Source organism: Mucilaginibacter sp. FW306-07-L (assembly GCF_058782065.1).
Map to the genome: position 1 here is coordinate 247,344 of NZ_JBYSXI010000002.1, position 17,928 is coordinate 265,271.

Consider the following 17,928-nt stretch of genomic DNA (forward strand, 5'->3'; position numbering starts at 1 on the left):
TTGATATGTTTTTTTTGCCTTGATAGCAGTAGCTAAAGCAGCTTAAAAACCTTTTGACAATAAATAGGTTAACAGGTAAGTTTTAAATGGTTAAACAACTTACAAACTAAAACACATTACCGTGCAAAAACATTCCGGATACTATACGTTAAGATGCCTGATACTGCTAATAACCATTTACCTATGCTTTTGCCAGCGCTCTTTGGCACAGGTACAGGCCACTACCGATTCGCTTAAAACCGACTCGCTGCAAGGCGATACTATCAAGAAACCCAGGCTTGAATACGCCGGGCAATATGACATCAGCGACCTGATACAGGATGTGATCCACCCCAGCAAAAAGCCTGATTCATTAAAGAAAAAATCGGGCATCACGCTGATGCCGAACGTGGCCTCAAACCCAAGCATCGGTTTTCAGATCGGTGTTAAGGCGGTTGCAGGGCGCGTGCTGGGCAGCGAGCCGGGTACCTTAATGTCCGTCGCGGCAACATCGGCATCCATCACTACCAAAGGCATTATCTATTTTTATTTGAGCCATAATGTGTTCACCCCGGGCAACCACTGGAATTTACAAGGCAGTTTGGTAGCCGCCAAAACGCTGACACCCGATTTCGGTATAGGCATCGGCGAGGCCGCTAACGGCAGTGAAGCCGACAGGATATTATCAAACCCTGACCGTAAGGGCTACGTACTGCACTCCTATTTTTATAACCTACGCGAAAAAATATATAAGCAGGTAAGCAACAACCTGTTTTTAGGAGCCGGTTTATCCTTTGATATCAGGCGAAGCATTGAAGACCGCAACAACCCCGTTGGCGAAAAACTGACGCCTTATTATATTTATAACCAGCGCAATGGCTTTAACAATGCCAATTACAGCTCGAACGGTTTGCTGTTTAACGCGCAGTATACTACGCGTGATAACCAGAACAGGGCTTATAAAGGTATTTATGCAGATGCCGGTATCCGTGTAAACCAAACCTGGATAGGCAGCACCAAAAACGCTACACAGTTAACCACCGATTTCCGGAAATACTGGAGCCTGTCAAAACGTAACCCGGAGCATGTCATCGCCTTTTGGAACTGGACATCATTTGTTATTGGCGGTGCCCTGCCCTACCTGGAATTACCCGGCACCGGGCGCGACCCAAGTTTTCGCAGCGGGCGCGGCTATACGGTTACCTACTTTAAAGGTACACAGTATGCTTACTCGGAGATGGAATACCGCTTCCCGATCACCCGGAACAAGTTTATCAGCGGCGTAACCTTTTTTAACGTGCAAACCGCTAATGATGGCTTGGGCACAAAAATAGGGCAGGTATGGCAGCCGGGCGGCGGCGCGGGTTTACGTGTATTGTTCAACAAGGCCACACGTACCAACCTTTGTATTGATTACGCCTTCGGTAAATACGGTGCCAAAGGGTTATTCCTGGGCTTGAACGAGGCTTTTTAAAGTTTACCGAGCTTAATATTAAAAATATCCTTTAAGGCGCGCTTGGCAGCATTATAACCGCACATTCCATGCACGCCACCACCCGGAGGGGTTGATGATGAGCAGATGTACATTCCCTTTGCTGATGTTTTGTATGGCGACCAGCGCAATGCCGGGCGGGTATACAATTGCCCGATATCGATTATACCACCATTAATATCGCCGCCAATGTAATTGGGGTTATGCTCCTGCATCTGGGCAGTGTTAAAGGTATGCTTTGCCAATATCCGGTCCTTAAAACCGGGCGCGAAGCGTTCGATCTGGTTCTCGATAATTGCGGTCATGTCTTTGGTCGATCCGTTAGGTACATGGCAATATGCCCAAACCGTGTGTTTACCTTCCGGGGCGCGGGTAGCATCATAAAGGCTTTGCTGTGCCAACAATACATAAGGTTTTTCGCAATGTATGCCTGCGGCGGATGCTTTTTCGGAGATCTCGATCTCTTCAAGCTTACCCCCGATATGCACGGTACCTGCCTTGCGGCATCCTTCGGCGGTAAAGGGTATCGGGCCATCAAGCGCCCAGTCAATCTTAAAAACACCATCGCCATAGCGGTAGCGCTCCAACTGCCATTTATAAATAGATGAAAATTTATGCCCGGCAATTTGCAGCAGTTGTTTTGGCGTAACATCAAAAAATACGGCACGCGCTGATGGCAATTGTGCGAGCGAAGTAATGTAGGTGTTAACTGCTATCTCTCCCCCTAAGGATACAAAATAACCTGCCAGCGCGTCGGCAATGCTTTGCGAGCCGCCTTTGGGTATAACCCAGCCGCCGATATGCCCGTTAGCCAGCAGCACCATGCCTATGGCTGATGTTGCCAGGTTACTAAGCGGTTGTATGGAGTGAGCCGCCATCCCCGCGAAGAGCCCCTTGGCTTGTACGGTTTTGAACTGCTTGGCCAGCATAGTAGCCGGTTGCAACGCCGATAAGCCGAAATGCGCCAAGGCAAAAGGCTTGGATGGAATATGCAGTGGACCCAAAATATCAGCAGCCATACCCGGCCAGTTCTTTACAACCGGACCGATCAGTTTACGATAGGTATCAGCATCGGCACCAAGTAACGAAGCGGTTTCATCAACCGAACGTTTTAACACAGCCGCCGTGCCATCATCAAAAGGGTGCGCGGCATCCACCTCAGGCGCTATGTATTCCAACCCATGCTGATGAAGCGGTAACTTAGCAAAAAAAGGCGAACCGGCCGCCAGCGGATGAATTGCCGAACAGATATCATGCTTAAAACCGGGCAGGGTTAGCTCAGCACTGCGCAGGCCGCCGCCGATGGTGCTTTTACCTTCAACCACCAACACTCGTAGCCCCTGTTGCTGCAACAATATAGCTGCCGCGAGCCCGTTTGGCCCTGAGCCTACCACAACGGCATCATAATCTTTTTTATCAGCTATCATACGCTTAATTTTCAGGTTAAATATGCAAAATAAAGGGGGATAAACATATAGTTTACCCCCCTGGCACTTTAACCTACTTTAAACTAATTATATAAACTCTTTTTTATTGATTGATAAGGCAGATGCATATACCGCCGATATAACATCACTCGCGTAAAATACATTCGCTGTATGGTTGTACACATGGCGGTATACTACCTTACGGCCGGCATCGGTAACAAAAACAGACGGCGACAGATTGTACTGGGCATTTTCATTGCCCGGTGCTGGTAACTGCTCCCGGTAAAGCCCAAGATACCGGGCTAAATCCTGCTGGCTGTCCACATAAAAACTTAACGTAAAACTATTGAGCCATGCTATCTGCTCCAGGTGCGGCACGCTTTCGGGTATCACTACCAGCAGGTTACCGCCGTTGGCTTTTATTTCGGTCTGTATGGCGTTGAGCGACCGCAGCAGGTTTAAACCGGAATCATCCTGGCCACCGGAGTAAAAGGCAACTACCAGCGGCCTATTGTTAAACTTTTTAAGATCGATGTAACCATGCGTTATGGCTCCGTTATAGTATTCAAACCAGCGATCGGCATTGGCTGATAAACCCAGGTCAGTGTAGTTGCCCGACAAGGCATTTTCAGAAACGGATAGGTTATTGATAGACAGGTGGGGCTGGTTAGGTGCCACATCCTCATAAAGCGCGTGCGTATTCATTCAGAAGTTATTGTTGTAAAAATAAGATCAATTTGATTTTTAATTATCCGATAGATCAAAGGCAACAACAACACATACCATTACTTGGTTGGCACAGGAGCGAAATTTTTTTAACAGGTGTTAATTTCAATGTTTTCATGGTATGATGATACAAATGTATATTAAATCCATATACATTACATACTATTTATAAAAATGTATGCAGTTTTTTATAAAATATCTGACGATCAATAATTTAATTTTTATACCGATATGGATTTTGAGAAAACATTCATCACAATCACGCCCCCTACGATCATGACCATACCGATGATAGCGGGTACATCCAGCGATTGCTTAAAAATAAATACCGATACCAGCGCGGTGAGCACAATACCCAATCCACCCCAAATGGCATAAGCTACTCCTAACGGAATGCTTTTAAGCGAGATAGAAAAAAAGTATAAGCAGCACAGGTAGCACACCACTGCCATGATGCCGGGCAAAAGCCTGGTAAACTGATGCGACGCCTGAAGCAGGCTTGAACCGATAACTTCAAAAACGATAGCCAGGCCAAGGAAAAGATATTTCATAGATAAACGGGTTTTAAGCAAAAGTATAATGATTATATAAACGGTAACAGCAACTATTAGTTGGAGGCTTTAATAATATAGTTTCTATATTTGTTAAGCCACAATTTAAGCTATTATGACGATCACTGTTTTGGCATTTGGTGTTGCTAAGGATATTTTTAACGCGCCATCCATACAACTGGAATTAATGAACGATGCCACCGTTATGAGCCTGAAATATACTTTGGAGCAGCAATACCCCCGGTTAAAGCAACTATCATCCTACCTTATCGCCGTAAATAACGAGTACGCCCTGCCGGAAGATTATATTCACCAACGTGATGAAGTGGCCATTATCCCACCTGTAAGCGGCGGGTAATGATGAGCGACTCCCATATCAACATACTAATTACTGATGAGCCGCTGGATATTACCGGTTGCAGCCAATGGGTAATGACGCCCGAAAGCGGTGGCATTGACGTTTTTATTGGTACCGTACGCAATGCAACCAAAGGCAAAACCGTTTTACGCCTGGAGTTTGAGGCTTACAAAACCATGGCCATGCGAGAGATGGAGAAGATTGCTGCCGCGGCCTTTGAGCAATGGCCGTTGCAAAAAGTGTTGATACAACACCGCACAGGCAGTTTACAGGTTGGCGAAATACCGGTTATCATCGCCGTATCTGCCGCGCACCGGGATGCTGCCTTTACCGCCTGCCGTTATATCATCGATACCCTGAAACAAACCGTACCCATATGGAAGAAGGAATTTTTTGAGGATGGCGAAGTATGGGTGGCCGCGCATCCATAAAGCATTACTTATCCGTTTTCGTCGAGCCACTCGTTCAGGCCGCCTTTTAAGGATACCGCTTTACTATCGGGCAATGCACGGGTGGCTATCTTAACCGCTTCGGCGCTGCGCTTGCCGGATGAACAGTAAAACACATTGGTTTTGTTGGGATCAACCTCGTGCAGATTATTTTCAAGCTCACTAAGCGGAATATGCTTGCCGCCGATATGATGCGCAAGGCGTTCTTCTTCAGTACGTACGTCAATCAGTTGTACATCATCAGCCTGAATGCGCTTTTTAAGTTCGGTTTGGTCAATATCCGGTACTTGTTCTGCCGCGACCGGCAAAGTGGTGATGTTTATTTTGGTAAGCGTGCCTATTTTTACCACCCGGCTTTGCAGCGTTTGGGCATCAAACACCAGGAGCTTGCCGGCGAGTGATTCACCGGTTTGAGCGATGTATTTGAGCACTTCGTTAGCTTGCAGGCAACCAATTATACCCGCCAGGGTAGGTATTACCCCCCCCTGCGTACAGTTTGGTATCTGTGCGGCATTTACCTTTGGATATAAATCGCGGTAGTTTGGCGTGCGGCCACCGTTTTGATGCGCTACATTCCACACCGCAACCTGCCCTTCAAACTGGTAAATAGCACCATAAACCAACGGTTTTCCGCTGATAACGGCGGCATCGTTCAACAAGTAGCGGGTTTCAAAGTTATCGGTACAATCAACTATTACATCGTACTTTGCCATGATCCCGAGCACATTAGCGGCAGTTATACGCTGCTCATACGGCACAAATTCAACCGCCGGGTTTTGCTGCCTGAGTTTGCGGCAGGCCACGGCAGCCTTATTACTGCCCGTATCATCCGGGCCATACAATACCTGCCGGTGCAGGTTACCCTCGCTAACCGTATCAAAATCGGCAATACCTATAGTACCCACTCCTGCCGAAGTAAGGTACAAAGCTGTTGGGCAGCCTAAGCCGCCCATACCCACAATTAAAACACTGGCTTGCTGCAAACGCTGCTGCGCCGCCTCGCCAAAGCCGGGTAGGGCTATCTGGCAATGGTATCTTGCCCAATCATTAGTCATGGTGTTGCTGTTTTTTGGTGGAGTAATTGTTTAATGCGGTCATGCTCGTCCGGTGTGTTCACGTTGGTCAGCGCATCCGGGTTGGCCGGCGGTATAAGTGAGGTATCGCTGTTAATCAGCACCTTGCGCGCACAGCTATAGCCCTGCGCCAAAAACGCCAGCAATTGCGGATAGCTTTTAGGCTCCCAAATAGTAATAAGCGGCTCGGGCAAACCATCAAACCCACTGGTGTAAGCCGTAGCTATTGCCGCGGGGTTGCGTAAAGCGACTAAATGTTGTATGGTCGTTTCATCGAGTAAAGGCAGATCGGTCGCTACTACCAGCCAGGCAGCATCAGGTTCACGGCGAAAGGCCGAAAGGATTGCCCCGTACGGGCCAAGATCGGTAAAGGTATCCGGCAATACAGCATAACCTGCATCCACCTCATCCTGCTGCTCTGCACGGCAGGATATATATACCTCGTTACAAAACCCGCGCAGCATATCGGCAACGTGGTAACGCTGCTCCTTATCGTGCCATTTTACGGCTGTTTTATCAAAACCCATGCGCTGGCTTTTGCCGCCGGCAAGTACCAGCCCGTTGATCTTTGGGATTTGCAATAGTAGTTTTTGCTTAAAAAACGCGATTATACCTTCAAGGTCGTCAATTTTAAGCATGGGCAGGTTTTGCCATCCGGGTATGGCCTCCTGTACAAAATCAAATACTTCGGAGGTATTTTCACTTACCAGGATCAGTTCTACGTTGGTAAGGTTGGCCAAACGCTTTTGCAGCGATGCCTTTTTGTTTTCGTCAAGTATCAGCACCTGTGCTTTGGCCTGTTGATGGTTACCGTTAACCAACACAACATCAGCCTGCGAAAAATGCTGCCTTAATTGAAAAGGCGACAAAGGCGCGGCATAACTTAACTGCGAATACTGCAACTGATCGGTGTATTCCAATACAGCTCCCGCTCCTAAGCGACCGGGAGCGTTAGTCATATCATCAGCATGTGTGGTATCAACATAAGCACCCTTATAGTCGGGAGCCAGCGCTTTGATCAAATCATCGGCCAGCCGCTTAATTATGGTGCAGGGCGCGCCTAAAATAGCCCACTCGTTACGCCCGAAATTACCCAGCGACGGCCTCGCCAGTTTAGTATGTTTATTATGCCCGTTTAAAGTCATTCTTCCCTCCTGTTTTTTCAACAAGCCGCGTTTCTTTTATCACGATGTTATGGCTCATGGCCTTGCACATATCATAAATAGTCAGTGCCGCTATGGATGCACCCACCAATGCCTCCATCTCTACCCCGGTACGCGCGGTTAGGGCAGCGGTACACTCCACCACCACCTCGCGCTCCGCGTTAAAGCTGATGATTACCGAGCAATTATCCAAACCCAGCGGGTGGCAAAGCGGTATCAGCTCACCGGTTTTTTTGGCAGCCATTATACCTGCTATAATAGCAGTTTGAAATACCGGCCCTTTTTTGCTCCGCAGTTCATCTCCCTCCAGTAAAGTTAAAACTTCATCGGGCAATAAAACAATACTTTGTGCCACGGCCTTGCGGGCGGTTACCTGCTTAGTGCCCACATCAACCATGGCGGGATTGCCCTTACTGTCTATATGCGTTAAGTCCATGTTTATAAGGGATTTATGAGGTGTACACGATAAACTTTACCTTTTTTAAACAACACTTTATCAGCTGGTAACTCCATAAAAGCATTGGCATCGGCAAGGTTGGCAAAATCGCCGGAGCCGTTGCCTGCTACCGGCTCGGCCACCAGTTGCGCCTGTTGGTTTACAAATAATTTAACCTGCAAAAAGTATTTTAGCTCGGGTTTAAATTCCAGGTCGTTATTCAGCATGGCGTAAACCGGCGCGGGTTGCGGCTGATCTAAAGTTGCATACAGCCAGGGTATAAAATAACGGTGCATACACAGGTATACCGCCACCGGGTTACCCGGAAAAGCGAATACCGTCACGCCGTTGCCATGCTTACCAAACCAAAACGGTTTGCCCGGCCGCTGCGCTACTTTATGGAACAGTTGCTCAACACCTAATTCATTGATTACCTGCGGCAGATAATCAAACTTACCAGCCGAAACACCGCCCGCCAGTATAATGGCATCGTAATACTGAAAGCATTGCGATAACTGTTTCCGCATAACTTCCGGATCATCGGGCAGGTGCAGTACTGATGCCTCGTAACCAAGGGTTTTAAGGATAGCCTGCGCGGTATAATTGTTTGACCGCCGTATCTGGAAAGGGGTTGGGTGTTTATGCACTTCGATCACTTCATCGCCTGTGGAAATAACCACAATGCGTGGCACTTTTTTAACCCGCACCTCCGCCTCGCCTACCGAGGCGATCAGGCTGAGCACTGCCGGGGTAATTAACTGACCGGATACAGCCAGCACATCGCCCTCCTTACGGTCGGCACCCTTGAGGTGCAGGCCTTGTCCCTTTTCAATTGTTGCCAGGTTGATGATCGCCTCGCCCTCGCCGATGGTTATATCTTCGTAACGTATCACGGTATCCAATGACTCCGGCATGGCAGCCCCGGTCATGATCTCTATACATTCTTCGTCACTATCAACCTCAACAGGTGCTGACCCGGCCGCCTGTACCGCCTTTATTTTAAATATGCGGATGCCCCGCTCAAAGGCACTGTATTTAATGGCGATGCCATCAACCATTACCCGATTATAAGGGGGCATATCACGGTCGGCTCGGATGGTTTCCGCCAGCACGCGGCCTGCCGAGGTATCAAATAGGGTGATCTCGGCACCGAGGTCGCTCTTGTTTTTGATTATTATCTGTTCAGCCTGTTCAACTGTTATCATAGTAAAATTTTATCCGCCAATGGCAGCCATTGATTGGTGCATGCTCGCGATTGATCTTACCCGGCGCTCCGCCTCATGGCCATCAATAACGCGGTTGTTCAGCGCTTGTAAAAGCGCCTGTTTTATTTGTTCATCGCTATCGCCCATACGCAACTGATCGCGCAGGTTAAGCACGCCGTCATCATACAAACAGGTTTTTAATATACCTGTCGGCGTTATCCTGATGCGGTTGCAGGTACCGCAAAAAGTGCGCGAGTAAGCGGCTATTACGCCTACGTTACCTTTATGGCGGGGTATATTATAATTATATGCTGTTGAATACGGTTCATCTACCGCTTTTTTTAGTTGCGGATAGCTTTGCCTGATCTCGTCCATAATCCGCACATGATCCCACGCTATGCCGCTAAACTGGTGTCCATCGCCGTTAAAGGGCATTTCCTCAATAAAGCGAACGCTTACGGGCAGCTCACGGGTCAGCTCAACCAGGGGTAATATATCCTGCGTATTTTTGCCTTCCATTACCACGGTATTAATTTTTACGTCGATGCCGTGTTTTAGCAATTCTTCCAGCGTATGCATTACCGCCGCAAATTCATCCCGGCGGGTAATGGCGAAGAAACGCGCCGCATCCAGCGTATCCAAACTCAAATTTACCGAGCGGATACCCAAGCGCTTTAACTCGCTTACATAAGGAGCAGTAAGCACACCGTTGGTGGTAATTGTCAGTTCATCAAGTCCGTTAAGCGCGGATAGCGAAGCTAATAACTGCATCAGGTCCCGCCTTACAAAGGGTTCGCCGCCGGTAATGCGGATCTTGCTCACCCCCATGCCTACCAGCATACCGCTTATACGGAGCAACTCTTCGTAACTGAGTAGCTCGGTACGCGATAACCAGTTAAGGCCATCCTCGGGCATACAGTAAAAACAGCGCAGGTTGCACCTGTCCGTCACCGCAAGGCGCAAGTAATTTATTGGCCGACCATGGTTATCTGTTAGCAAACGCGTTTGTTTTATTTGTAAAAGTAACGATTTAACAGGGGCTATGATACAAAAAAAGTCCTGCCGGTTGCGCGGCAGGACTTTACTATGATATGCGAATGCTTATTTTTTGACGGTAAACTTATAGATGGTATGGGTTTTATAAGTTTCGCCGGGTTTTAATACCGTTGTAGGGAACGATGGCTGATTTGGCGAATCAGGATAGTGTTGTGTTTCCAGCGCGAATGAGGTGCGGAAATCATCCATCTTACCATACTTCATTTCGTTTTTTGACTGCATAAAGTTACCGCTGTAAAATTGCAGACCCGGCTCCTCGGTATAAATATCCATAGTGATGCCGCTCTTATCGCCGGTTATAGTGGCGATTGATTTGCTGATGTCATGCTTGTTCAGCACAAAGTTATGATCGTAACCCTTGCCGTTTTTTAGCTGCTCGTTGGCATTGGTATCAATACGGGCACCAATTTCGGTAGGTTTGCTAAAATCAAACGGTGTACCGGCTACCTTATCAATACGGCCAAACGGAATTAAACCGGCATCAACCGGAATATAAGTATCGGCATCAACCTGTAAAACGTGTTTCAGGATGTCGCCGCTGCCGCAACCGTTAAGGTTAAAAAAGCCGTGGCTGGTTAGGTTACAAACCGTAGTTTTATCAGTAGTCGCTTCGTACTTAATATCTAAACTGTTATCATCAGTAAACTGGTAAGTGACCTTCACCTTCAGGTTACCCGGAAAATTCTCCTCCCCATCTTTAGACAGGTAGGTAAGCACCAGGGTTGATGAATCAGGCTGTTCGCCATCCCAAACCACATACTGAAAACCTTTTTTACCACCATGCAGCGTGTTAGCACCGTTGTTGGTAAACAGGGTGTACTCCTTGCCTTCCAGCTTAAATTTACCTTTGGCTATGCGGTTACCATAACGACCGATCAGCGCGCCATAATAAGGCTCGGTTGATTTTACAAACCCTTCGGCACTCCCGGGGCCAACAATAACGTCGGTCAGTTTGCCATCCTTATCCGGCACTTGCAGGCTAACCAAACGGCCGCCATAGTTGGTGATGCCTGCCTGGGCACCGCTTTTATTTTTAAGGGTAAATAGCTGAACTTTTTTACCATCAATGGTGGTATCAAACGCGGCGGCTTGCGGTGCGGCGGTAGCGGTTGTGCTATCGGTCATAGTTTCGGATGTATTTTTTTTTGCTTGCTGATTACAGGCCGACAAATATATTGCACAAACCGGTAATGCCATTGCGATTGAACGCAAAAAGTGTTTTTTCATAAAGTTTATTTGATTGGTTTATTTTCCGTTTAATTTTTTGATCAGGTCAACCTCGGCCTGTTTGTATGGCGTACCATCTTTCCTGAACACATCATGAAACCATAACGGCGGCTCGCTGCCATCAGGTATTACTTTCTCCCACGAGAAGATGGTATTTGTTTTACCCGACACAAAGCCCCAGTTTATAGCGGCTACATTTTGCTCTTTCAGCATCGGCATTACCGTTTCAAAGGTGCTGTTACGGGTGCGGGCCATGTACTCGGTACATATCAGCGGGCGGGCATGAAACTTTAACACCTTAACCATGGCCGTATGCGGCTCAACCGCGTCGTAATTATGGTAAGTAATTACATCCGAATTATTGGCCTGAAACGCGTTCAGATCATACAGATCCCAACGCCATACACCGGCGCTGATCGGTTGCGCCGGGTTTACCGCCCTCGCCCATTTAAATACCTCTACCAGCAACTCCATAGATTGATTGCCTTTGTCTTTATTACCCGGCTCGTTATATAGATCCCATAGTAATATGCGCTTATCATTTTTAAAGGTGGTGAGTACATCGGTAACATACTTTTTAAGATAGGCGAAGTCCTCCGGGTTTTTCACGATGAAACCGGGGTCCTGCAACCAGCCGGAATTATGCACGCCCACCTTTGGCTCGGGCTGTTTGCCCGGCTTGGCACCGGTGTTCCAGCAATCATCAAAAAACACAAACATGATCTTGATGTGATGCTTATCGGCCAAACCTAAAAACTGGTCGATGCGTTTTTTGAAGCCGGGGGCATCAGCCTTCCAAGCCTGGCTGTGCAAAAAAACCCGCATCAGGTTGAAGCCAATGCCTTCGGCCCAGCCAAATTCCTTGTCAATAGCAGCCGGGTCAAATGTTTCGGCCTGCCACATTTCCATTTGGTTGATGGCATAGGCGGGTATATAGTTGGCACCGCTCATCCAGGGGTGTTGGGCATACCAGTTATTGGCTTTTTCCATCGTCCACAGGCCGGGAATTACCGGCGGTGTGTAGGCTGGCTTTTTGGTGGCATCCTGCGCGTTGGCTATTGAGGCAAAACACAGCATTGCCGCGGCTAAAATACTTTTGATCTTCATTATAAGTAGTTTAATTGGTTTTTATTTAATTCCGGATGGTTTGGTTAACGGCTTATCCGTGCTCAGCGGTACGCCAAAATTAGGTGAGCCATCCTTGTTCCAGGTAAACTTTTGTGCACGCGGCGAGCGTTTGTTGCCGCAACCATCGCCGGGGTTTGAATTGGCGTGAAATAAGATCCAGTCCTCTTTACCATCCTGCGATTTAAAAAAGGAGTTATGCCCCGGCGCGTAAACGCCGGTTTCGGGTGATTGCTTGAATACCGGCTCAGGCGATTTTGTCCATGATTTTGGGTCGAGCAGGTTAGCGTTTGCCTTTGCACGCAGCATACCGAGAGCGTAATTATCCGTCCAGCAGGCGCTGGCCGAGTAGATCAGGAAAATATCCTTTCCATGCATCAATATCTGCGGCCCTTCGTTAACATCCAGGTGTTTGCCGCCGGGCAGGTCGCCATCCTTTTCCCAGGCATATTTTGGTGTAGATATCATCACCCGTTCACTGCTTATGGTCCAGGGGTTGCTCATTTTGGCGATGTAGATGTTTTGGCTGACGTTCACATCACCCTCCCATCCCGACCAGATCATGTACAGTTGCCCTTTATTTTCAAATACCGAACCATCAATAGCCCACTTGCCGGTAGCATCCTTTACCTGGCCTTTAAAAGTCCATTCGCCTTGCATGGGGTCAGCCGACGCATTTTCTACTACATACATGCGGTGATGATCGTTATTGCCATCATCAGCCGTAAAATACATATACCATTTACCGCGGATGAAATGCAACTCAGGCGCCCATATCTCTTTGGAGTACATGGTTCCCGGAGGCGGTGTCCAGATGGTTTTCCGTTCGGCTGATTTAAGATCGGTAATGTCTTTTGTTTTCCAGATGGCTAAGTGGTTGCCGGTGGTATGGGTGTAATAGTAATATCCGTCTTTATACGTATTCCACGGATCGGGCCCACCCGGCAGCAGCGGGTTGGTAAATGTGGCTGTTTGCTGGGCAAAACCCGCGTAAAATGCAAGGCAAAGCCCTAAACATAAAAGCGCTTTCTTCATTTGATAATTTAATTGGTAAAGGCAAATATAATTTTCTCGGCCAATTAAAAATGTAAAAGCAACATTTATTTTCTAAAAGCCGAAGCCGCTATCCTCCACAACGGCACTCTGGCAAATGTAAGTAGGCACAATGCCGGTAGATTGAATATTTGATTCCGCATCGCCGGGCAGCGTATTGCCGGATAGCACCAGCACAGTATCTAAGCCAAACTTATTGCCGCCCATAATATCGGTAAACAAGGTATCGCCTACCATCACAATATCCTTTTTGCTGATGGGGCGACGCTCACGTATCATATCATAAGCAAACATGAACATCTGCGAATCGGGCTTACCAAAGCGGATAAACTCCTTGCCCACTACGCTCTCCACCATGTTGGCAATGCCACCAATGGCTACGGCAATATCATTAGCGGTAACCGGGTAGGCATAATCGGTATTGGCAACAATGGCCGGTATGGTGCGCTTGCGCAGCAGGTTAATGGTTTTGTTAATGTCCTCAAACCAGTTAAAGCCTTCATCATCCATAAAAACAAGGGCGTTAACTTTATCAATATTAGCACTGTTAACCGCCGATACCGGCAGCGTAAGCCGCCCCTCATTATCAATATAATGTGCCGACTCCGGGGTACCTAAAAACGCTACAATGCCATCCTTAACTTTAAGATCAAGGTACTCCTTGGTAAGCATACCCGATGAGATAATACGCTCGGGATCGATAACCGTCAACCCCTTTTTGTGGTAAGATTCGGCCAGTTCCGCCGGGCTACGTGAGGCATCGTTGGTAACTATGTAGTACTCCTTGCCCTGCCGGGTCAGGTATTCAAACGTTTTTTCGATACCGGGAACCAGGCCCTCATAGTTCTTTAAAACGCCAAAGGCATCAAAAAATATAATTTCGTAACGGTCAATTATCGATTTAAAGTTATCTATACGCTGCATTAAGTTAGCTTTAAGGCATCAATTATCTTTTCGGCATTAAAATCCCTGTCAACTGATGGCAGGTAGATGTCAAATGCCTCGGCCTGTAACTTTTTGGCATACTGCTCGTGGAAAAAGTACTTGCCATCCTTAATTACATAATTAAGAATAAAAAAGCGGTAAACCTCCTTTAAAAAGCGAATTTCATCCGCCTTGAGCGGATTAACCTTATGATATTCCTTCAGAAAGAGGATAAAACGGTCTTCCATCATGGTATCGATCACGTAGCTGAACACGGTGCGGTCGCCAATGGTGGATACTACCCTGCTGAAAAAGTAAAAATCGAGTATGCGGTAACTCATCCTGAACCAGTCATAATCCCACCGCGAATATAGCTCCAGGTCGGGCGTTACCGAAAAGTTGCCGATGTTCCAGTCAATAAATACCGGGATGATCTCGAACGAGTTGAGGTTATATTTTGAGCGGTTTTTCAGGAACAGTTCGCAATGGTATTTTACATAGTCGGCCTGCATACGGCTGCCAAAATGCTTTTCGTTTTTGGCGATCTGCTCTAACAGGATATTGATATCCGTACGCAGTGTTTTTGATGATTTAGGCAGTACATTCGTCACCCGCGAACAGGCCTTATGAAACTTGCCCACCTGCTGCCCCAATTTCATGATATGCTCCTCTTCCAGTTGGCGGGGCAGGCGCGTCATGATGCGGGTTGGGTTATAAAACACCACCCAAACATCCTTTTTGCCTTGTTTATAACGATAAGTGTAAACCCGGTTATTTTTTAATAATGATTTGGAAAGCAGTGTTTCAAACGGGTAAAGCAGGTTGTTTGACAGGGCATGGATCAACCGGTGATCTTCCTTAAAATGCTCGTACTTACCAAAGTAGGATAACTTGGCAATGATAATATCGTCATCATCAAACGTAATGCGGTAAACGTGATTGGTTGACACCTTCGCGCTGATGTCCTCAATCGTTTTTATGGTTTTCGACGCATCGTATCCATCCCACGCGGCCTTTATAATAACTGAATAGTCCATTTAGAATTTATAATTGCCGCAAAGATTGGGAATTATTTTGAGTTTTACTCACCCCCCAACTCTCTGCTGCACAAAGAGGGGTATTTTTATTTAAAGCAGAAATCAACAGCATAAATCCGAAATCAACCTTCCGAAATCCGCAATCGATCAGATCCCCTCAAAATAGCGTTTCAGTTCCCAGTCGGTTACGGCTTTGGCGTGCTGGCGGTGCTCCCAGATGCGGGTATTGGTAAAATGATCAACAAAGCCTTCCCCAAACAGCTCTTTGGCTACTGATGAGTTTTGCATGGCGATGGCGGCATCGTATAAGTTACTATGCAAGCGCCCGTTGCGCAGATCCTGGTAACCATTACCCTCAGTCGCCGGGATATTCAGGTCCAATTTATGCTTAATACCATACAACCCCGAAGACAGCGAGGCGGCTATAGCCAGGTACGGGTTGGTATCAGAGCCGGGGATGCGCATTTCTGACCGGGTATATTTTTCACTATCGTTCAATATACGTATGGCCGTTGTGCGGTTATCAAATCCCCAGGTAATGGTAGTTGGTGCCCAGGCCCCTTCAACCAGGCGCTTATAGCTGTTAATGGTTGGCGCATACATCGGTAACAGGTGCGGCAAACAATACAACTGCCCGGCCAGGTAATGCTTGAGCAGGTCACTCATGTTATGTTCATCGGCGGCATCATAAAACAAGTTGCCTTTTTTATCCTTATCCCACAAGCTTTGATGTACGTGCCCGCTGCAACCCGGCAAATCCGCATTCCATTTGGCCATAAAAGTGACGGTTATGCCGTGCTCTGAAGCGATCTCCTTTACCGCAGTTTTAAACAGTACGGCCTTATCAGCAGCGGCAAGCGTTTCATCGTGTACAATGGCAGCTTCGTATACACCCGGACCGGTTTCGGTATGCAGGCCCTCAATCGGGATGTCAAATTGTGTCAGCAGATCAAAAAGATCATTATAAAAAGCACTTTGCTGCGAGGTACGTAGTATCGAATAACCAAACATACCCGGCGTTAACGGCTGCAGGTGCTTGTACTCCTTTTGCTCCAGGCTATGCGGTGTTTCTAAAAAGTTGAACCACTCAAACTCCTGTGCAAACTCGGCATGGTAACCCATATCATCGCATTGCCTAACAATACGTTTTAACAAACTACGCGGGCATGCTGCCAGGTCGTTTCCATCAGCCTTGCTGAAATCAGCTAAAAAGAAAGGGATACCATCCTGCCAGGGGATGTTACGTTTGGTTGTGAGATCTATCCGGCAATCCTTATCCGGGTAACCGCTTTGCCAGCTGGTAACTTTTACATTATCATAAGCGGCATCGGTTATATCCCAGCCAAAAACCACATCGCAAAAGCCATAACCATCCTGCAAGCCATCTAAAAACTTTTGCGTACTGATGGTTTTTCCACGTAAAACGCCATCAATATCAGCAAAGGCGAATTTTATTTTTTTGATGTTATTGTCTTTTAAGTAGGCGAGCAGTTGGTCTGTAGTCATGAATGCAAAGGTATAGCCAAAAGTGAAATTAGTAAAGTTTTTGTAAAGCCCGTTAAATACCGGTATTTTGCTGCATAATGAACGATAATGCCTGCCTGCTTTTTGTTTACGGCACCCTGCTGATAAAGCATAACGAGTTTGCGGCATACCTGCAAAGGCATTGCACTTTTATTAGTAAAGCCCGTGTTACGGGCACATTGTATGATGTAGGTGAATATCCGGGCGCTATCATCGATGATTCGGATGGATATATTTACGGCAGCGTTTACCATATTGATAAGGCTGACGAGGTGTTGCCTTTATTGGATGAGTATGAAGGCCTCTCCCCTAACGACCCGCAACCGCATGAATACCTCCGACTATTAACGCCAATTGAAACCGATGAAGGATTACTTTCCTGCTGGATGTATGTTTACAATTGGCCGGTTGATGTGTTGAAGGTTATTCGTGGCGGGGATTATTTGGATTATAAGTCTAATTCTTCGTTGTAGGCTATACGCATAAACTGTATTACTTCATCATTAACATCCCCGGTATTTAACATCCTGAAGTGATGATTATACTGTTCGTCACCCGGCACCTGTGCTATCTTTTGGAAACATAAATTATCACTATAAGCCCGCCTGAACGGAAAAACAACATGTACAAAGTTCTTACCCAGTTGCGTAACCCAGGCTATGCGTTTTTTACCGTTGCTAATACCAATCATGGTTTTGGCAGGATGTAATTCAACCTGCCCTATCTCATTAAATTTGGCTACCAGATGATGAAATAACGCAATAGTATAATCTGATTTCCCGGCGAGAAAGCTCTCAAGTTCATGATTGGTTGGCATGTTTAAATATAGTGAAACTTAATCCGGGCATTTAGTTATCTGTCCTGATTTTTTTCGAGTGATCAAAAAAACAAGATTTAGCATCAGCGATATTAATGGTTTGTTGTTTCAATTTGAATATACCACGCAATGACGCATTTTTGGTTTGTTTCAGCCTGTCATATCAAGCGATAGCGAGATATCTGCCTGCGTTCTTTACCAAGCGACAGATTTCTCCTCGTTCCTCGTTCGAAATGACGCATTTTTCTACGTTATTGCGAGGTACGAAGCAATAACGTGTTTTTTGATTTGTTATCAGCCTGTCAT

At 46.8% G+C, this 17,928-nt stretch carries 19 protein-coding genes; 4 read left to right on the plus strand and 15 right to left on the minus strand.

Annotated elements, in window-relative coordinates; genetic code table 11:
* The first annotated feature begins 121 nt into the window (after positions 1-121).
* Positions 122-1,453, plus strand: coding sequence for a BamA/TamA family outer membrane protein (locus AC3WJC_RS11200; protein WP_492399193.1), 1,332 nt, complete (start codon positions 122-124; stop codon positions 1,451-1,453).
* On the opposite strand, the gene AC3WJC_RS11205 is transcribed toward AC3WJC_RS11200, so the two are convergent.
* The 3 genes from AC3WJC_RS11205 to AC3WJC_RS11215 form a co-directional block, all read right to left on the minus strand.
* Complete coding sequence (locus AC3WJC_RS11205) at positions 1,450-2,898, minus strand: phytoene desaturase family protein (protein ID WP_492399194.1); 1,449 nt, start codon at positions 2,896-2,898, stop codon at positions 1,450-1,452. The genes AC3WJC_RS11200 and AC3WJC_RS11205 overlap by 4 nt on opposite strands.
* 87 nt (positions 2,899-2,985) lie before the next feature.
* Positions 2,986-3,603, minus strand: coding sequence for a redoxin domain-containing protein (locus AC3WJC_RS11210; RefSeq protein WP_492399195.1), 618 nt, complete (start codon positions 3,601-3,603; stop codon positions 2,986-2,988).
* Between the two features lie 242 nt (positions 3,604-3,845).
* Positions 3,846-4,175: a DMT family transporter gene (locus tag AC3WJC_RS11215; RefSeq protein WP_492399196.1), complete on the minus strand. Its 330-nt coding sequence runs from the start codon at positions 4,173-4,175 to the stop codon at positions 3,846-3,848.
* 115 nt (positions 4,176-4,290) lie between these two features.
* On the opposite strand from AC3WJC_RS11215, the gene AC3WJC_RS11220 reads away from it, so the two are divergent.
* Both AC3WJC_RS11220 and AC3WJC_RS11225 read left to right on the plus strand, forming a co-directional pair.
* Positions 4,291-4,533, plus strand: a complete 243-nt coding sequence (locus AC3WJC_RS11220; RefSeq protein WP_492399197.1) for a MoaD/ThiS family protein — start codon at positions 4,291-4,293, stop codon at positions 4,531-4,533.
* Positions 4,533-4,964: a molybdenum cofactor biosynthesis protein MoaE gene (locus AC3WJC_RS11225; RefSeq protein ID WP_492399198.1), complete on the plus strand. Its 432-nt coding sequence runs from the start codon at positions 4,533-4,535 to the stop codon at positions 4,962-4,964. Before AC3WJC_RS11220 ends, AC3WJC_RS11225 begins: the two co-directional genes overlap by 1 nt.
* An 8-nt stretch (positions 4,965-4,972) precedes the next feature.
* Here the strand turns inward: AC3WJC_RS11225 and AC3WJC_RS11230 are convergent, their stop codons facing one another.
* The 11 genes from AC3WJC_RS11230 to AC3WJC_RS11280 all read right to left on the minus strand — a co-directional run bounded on the left by AC3WJC_RS11230 (position 4,973) and on the right by AC3WJC_RS11280 (position 16,787).
* Positions 4,973-6,037 carry a ThiF family adenylyltransferase gene (locus tag AC3WJC_RS11230; RefSeq protein WP_492399199.1) on the minus strand — a complete coding sequence of 355 codons (1,065 nt, stop codon included), beginning with the start codon at positions 6,035-6,037 and terminating at the stop codon, positions 4,973-4,975.
* Positions 6,034-7,200, minus strand: coding sequence for an NTP transferase domain-containing protein (locus AC3WJC_RS11235; RefSeq protein ID WP_492399200.1), 1,167 nt, complete (start codon positions 7,198-7,200; stop codon positions 6,034-6,036). Before AC3WJC_RS11235 ends, AC3WJC_RS11230 begins: the two co-directional genes overlap by 4 nt.
* On the minus strand, positions 7,181-7,654 hold the full coding sequence (gene moaC / locus AC3WJC_RS11240) for a cyclic pyranopterin monophosphate synthase MoaC (RefSeq protein WP_492399201.1): 474 nt from the start codon (positions 7,652-7,654) through the stop codon (positions 7,181-7,183). Before moaC ends, AC3WJC_RS11235 begins: the two co-directional genes overlap by 20 nt.
* 2 nt (positions 7,655-7,656) lie before the next feature.
* Complete coding sequence (locus AC3WJC_RS11245; RefSeq protein WP_492399202.1) at positions 7,657-8,859, minus strand: molybdopterin molybdotransferase MoeA; 1,203 nt, start codon at positions 8,857-8,859, stop codon at positions 7,657-7,659.
* Positions 8,860-8,868: 9 nt separating this feature from the next.
* On the minus strand, positions 8,869-9,858 hold the full coding sequence (moaA, locus tag AC3WJC_RS11250; protein ID WP_492399203.1) for a GTP 3',8-cyclase MoaA: 990 nt from the start codon (positions 9,856-9,858) through the stop codon (positions 8,869-8,871).
* Between the two features lie 102 nt (positions 9,859-9,960).
* Positions 9,961-11,040, minus strand: coding sequence for an aldose epimerase family protein (locus AC3WJC_RS11255; RefSeq protein ID WP_492399204.1), 1,080 nt, complete (start codon positions 11,038-11,040; stop codon positions 9,961-9,963).
* Positions 11,041-11,160: 120 nt separating this feature from the next.
* Positions 11,161-12,249: a cellulase family glycosylhydrolase gene (locus AC3WJC_RS11260; RefSeq protein ID WP_492399205.1), complete on the minus strand. Its 1,089-nt coding sequence runs from the start codon at positions 12,247-12,249 to the stop codon at positions 11,161-11,163.
* A gap of 21 nt (positions 12,250-12,270) precedes the next feature.
* Positions 12,271-13,302, minus strand: a complete 1,032-nt coding sequence (locus AC3WJC_RS11265) for a glycoside hydrolase family 43 protein (RefSeq protein WP_492399206.1) — start codon at positions 13,300-13,302, stop codon at positions 12,271-12,273.
* Between the two features lie 72 nt (positions 13,303-13,374).
* On the minus strand, positions 13,375-14,244 hold the full coding sequence (locus AC3WJC_RS11270) for an HAD-IIA family hydrolase (RefSeq protein WP_492399207.1): 870 nt from the start codon (positions 14,242-14,244) through the stop codon (positions 13,375-13,377).
* Positions 14,244-15,281, minus strand: a complete 1,038-nt coding sequence (locus AC3WJC_RS11275; RefSeq protein WP_492399208.1) for a hypothetical protein — start codon at positions 15,279-15,281, stop codon at positions 14,244-14,246. Before AC3WJC_RS11275 ends, AC3WJC_RS11270 begins: the two co-directional genes overlap by 1 nt.
* Before the next feature lie 147 nt (positions 15,282-15,428).
* A complete protein-coding gene (locus AC3WJC_RS11280; protein WP_492399209.1) occupies positions 15,429-16,787 on the minus strand; it encodes a glutamine synthetase family protein in 1,359 nt (452 codons plus the stop codon).
* Positions 16,788-16,864: 77 nt separating this feature from the next.
* Here AC3WJC_RS11280 and AC3WJC_RS11285 point away from each other — a divergent pair, with 77 nt between their 5' ends.
* Positions 16,865-17,278: a gamma-glutamylcyclotransferase family protein gene (locus AC3WJC_RS11285; protein WP_492399210.1), complete on the plus strand. Its 414-nt coding sequence runs from the start codon at positions 16,865-16,867 to the stop codon at positions 17,276-17,278.
* Here the strand turns inward: AC3WJC_RS11285 and AC3WJC_RS11290 are convergent.
* Positions 17,254-17,622 carry a DUF5655 domain-containing protein gene (locus tag AC3WJC_RS11290; RefSeq protein WP_492399211.1) on the minus strand — a complete coding sequence of 123 codons (369 nt, stop codon included), beginning with the start codon at positions 17,620-17,622 and terminating at the stop codon, positions 17,254-17,256. The genes AC3WJC_RS11285 and AC3WJC_RS11290 overlap by 25 nt on opposite strands.
* Between the last annotated feature and the right edge of the window lie 306 nt (positions 17,623-17,928).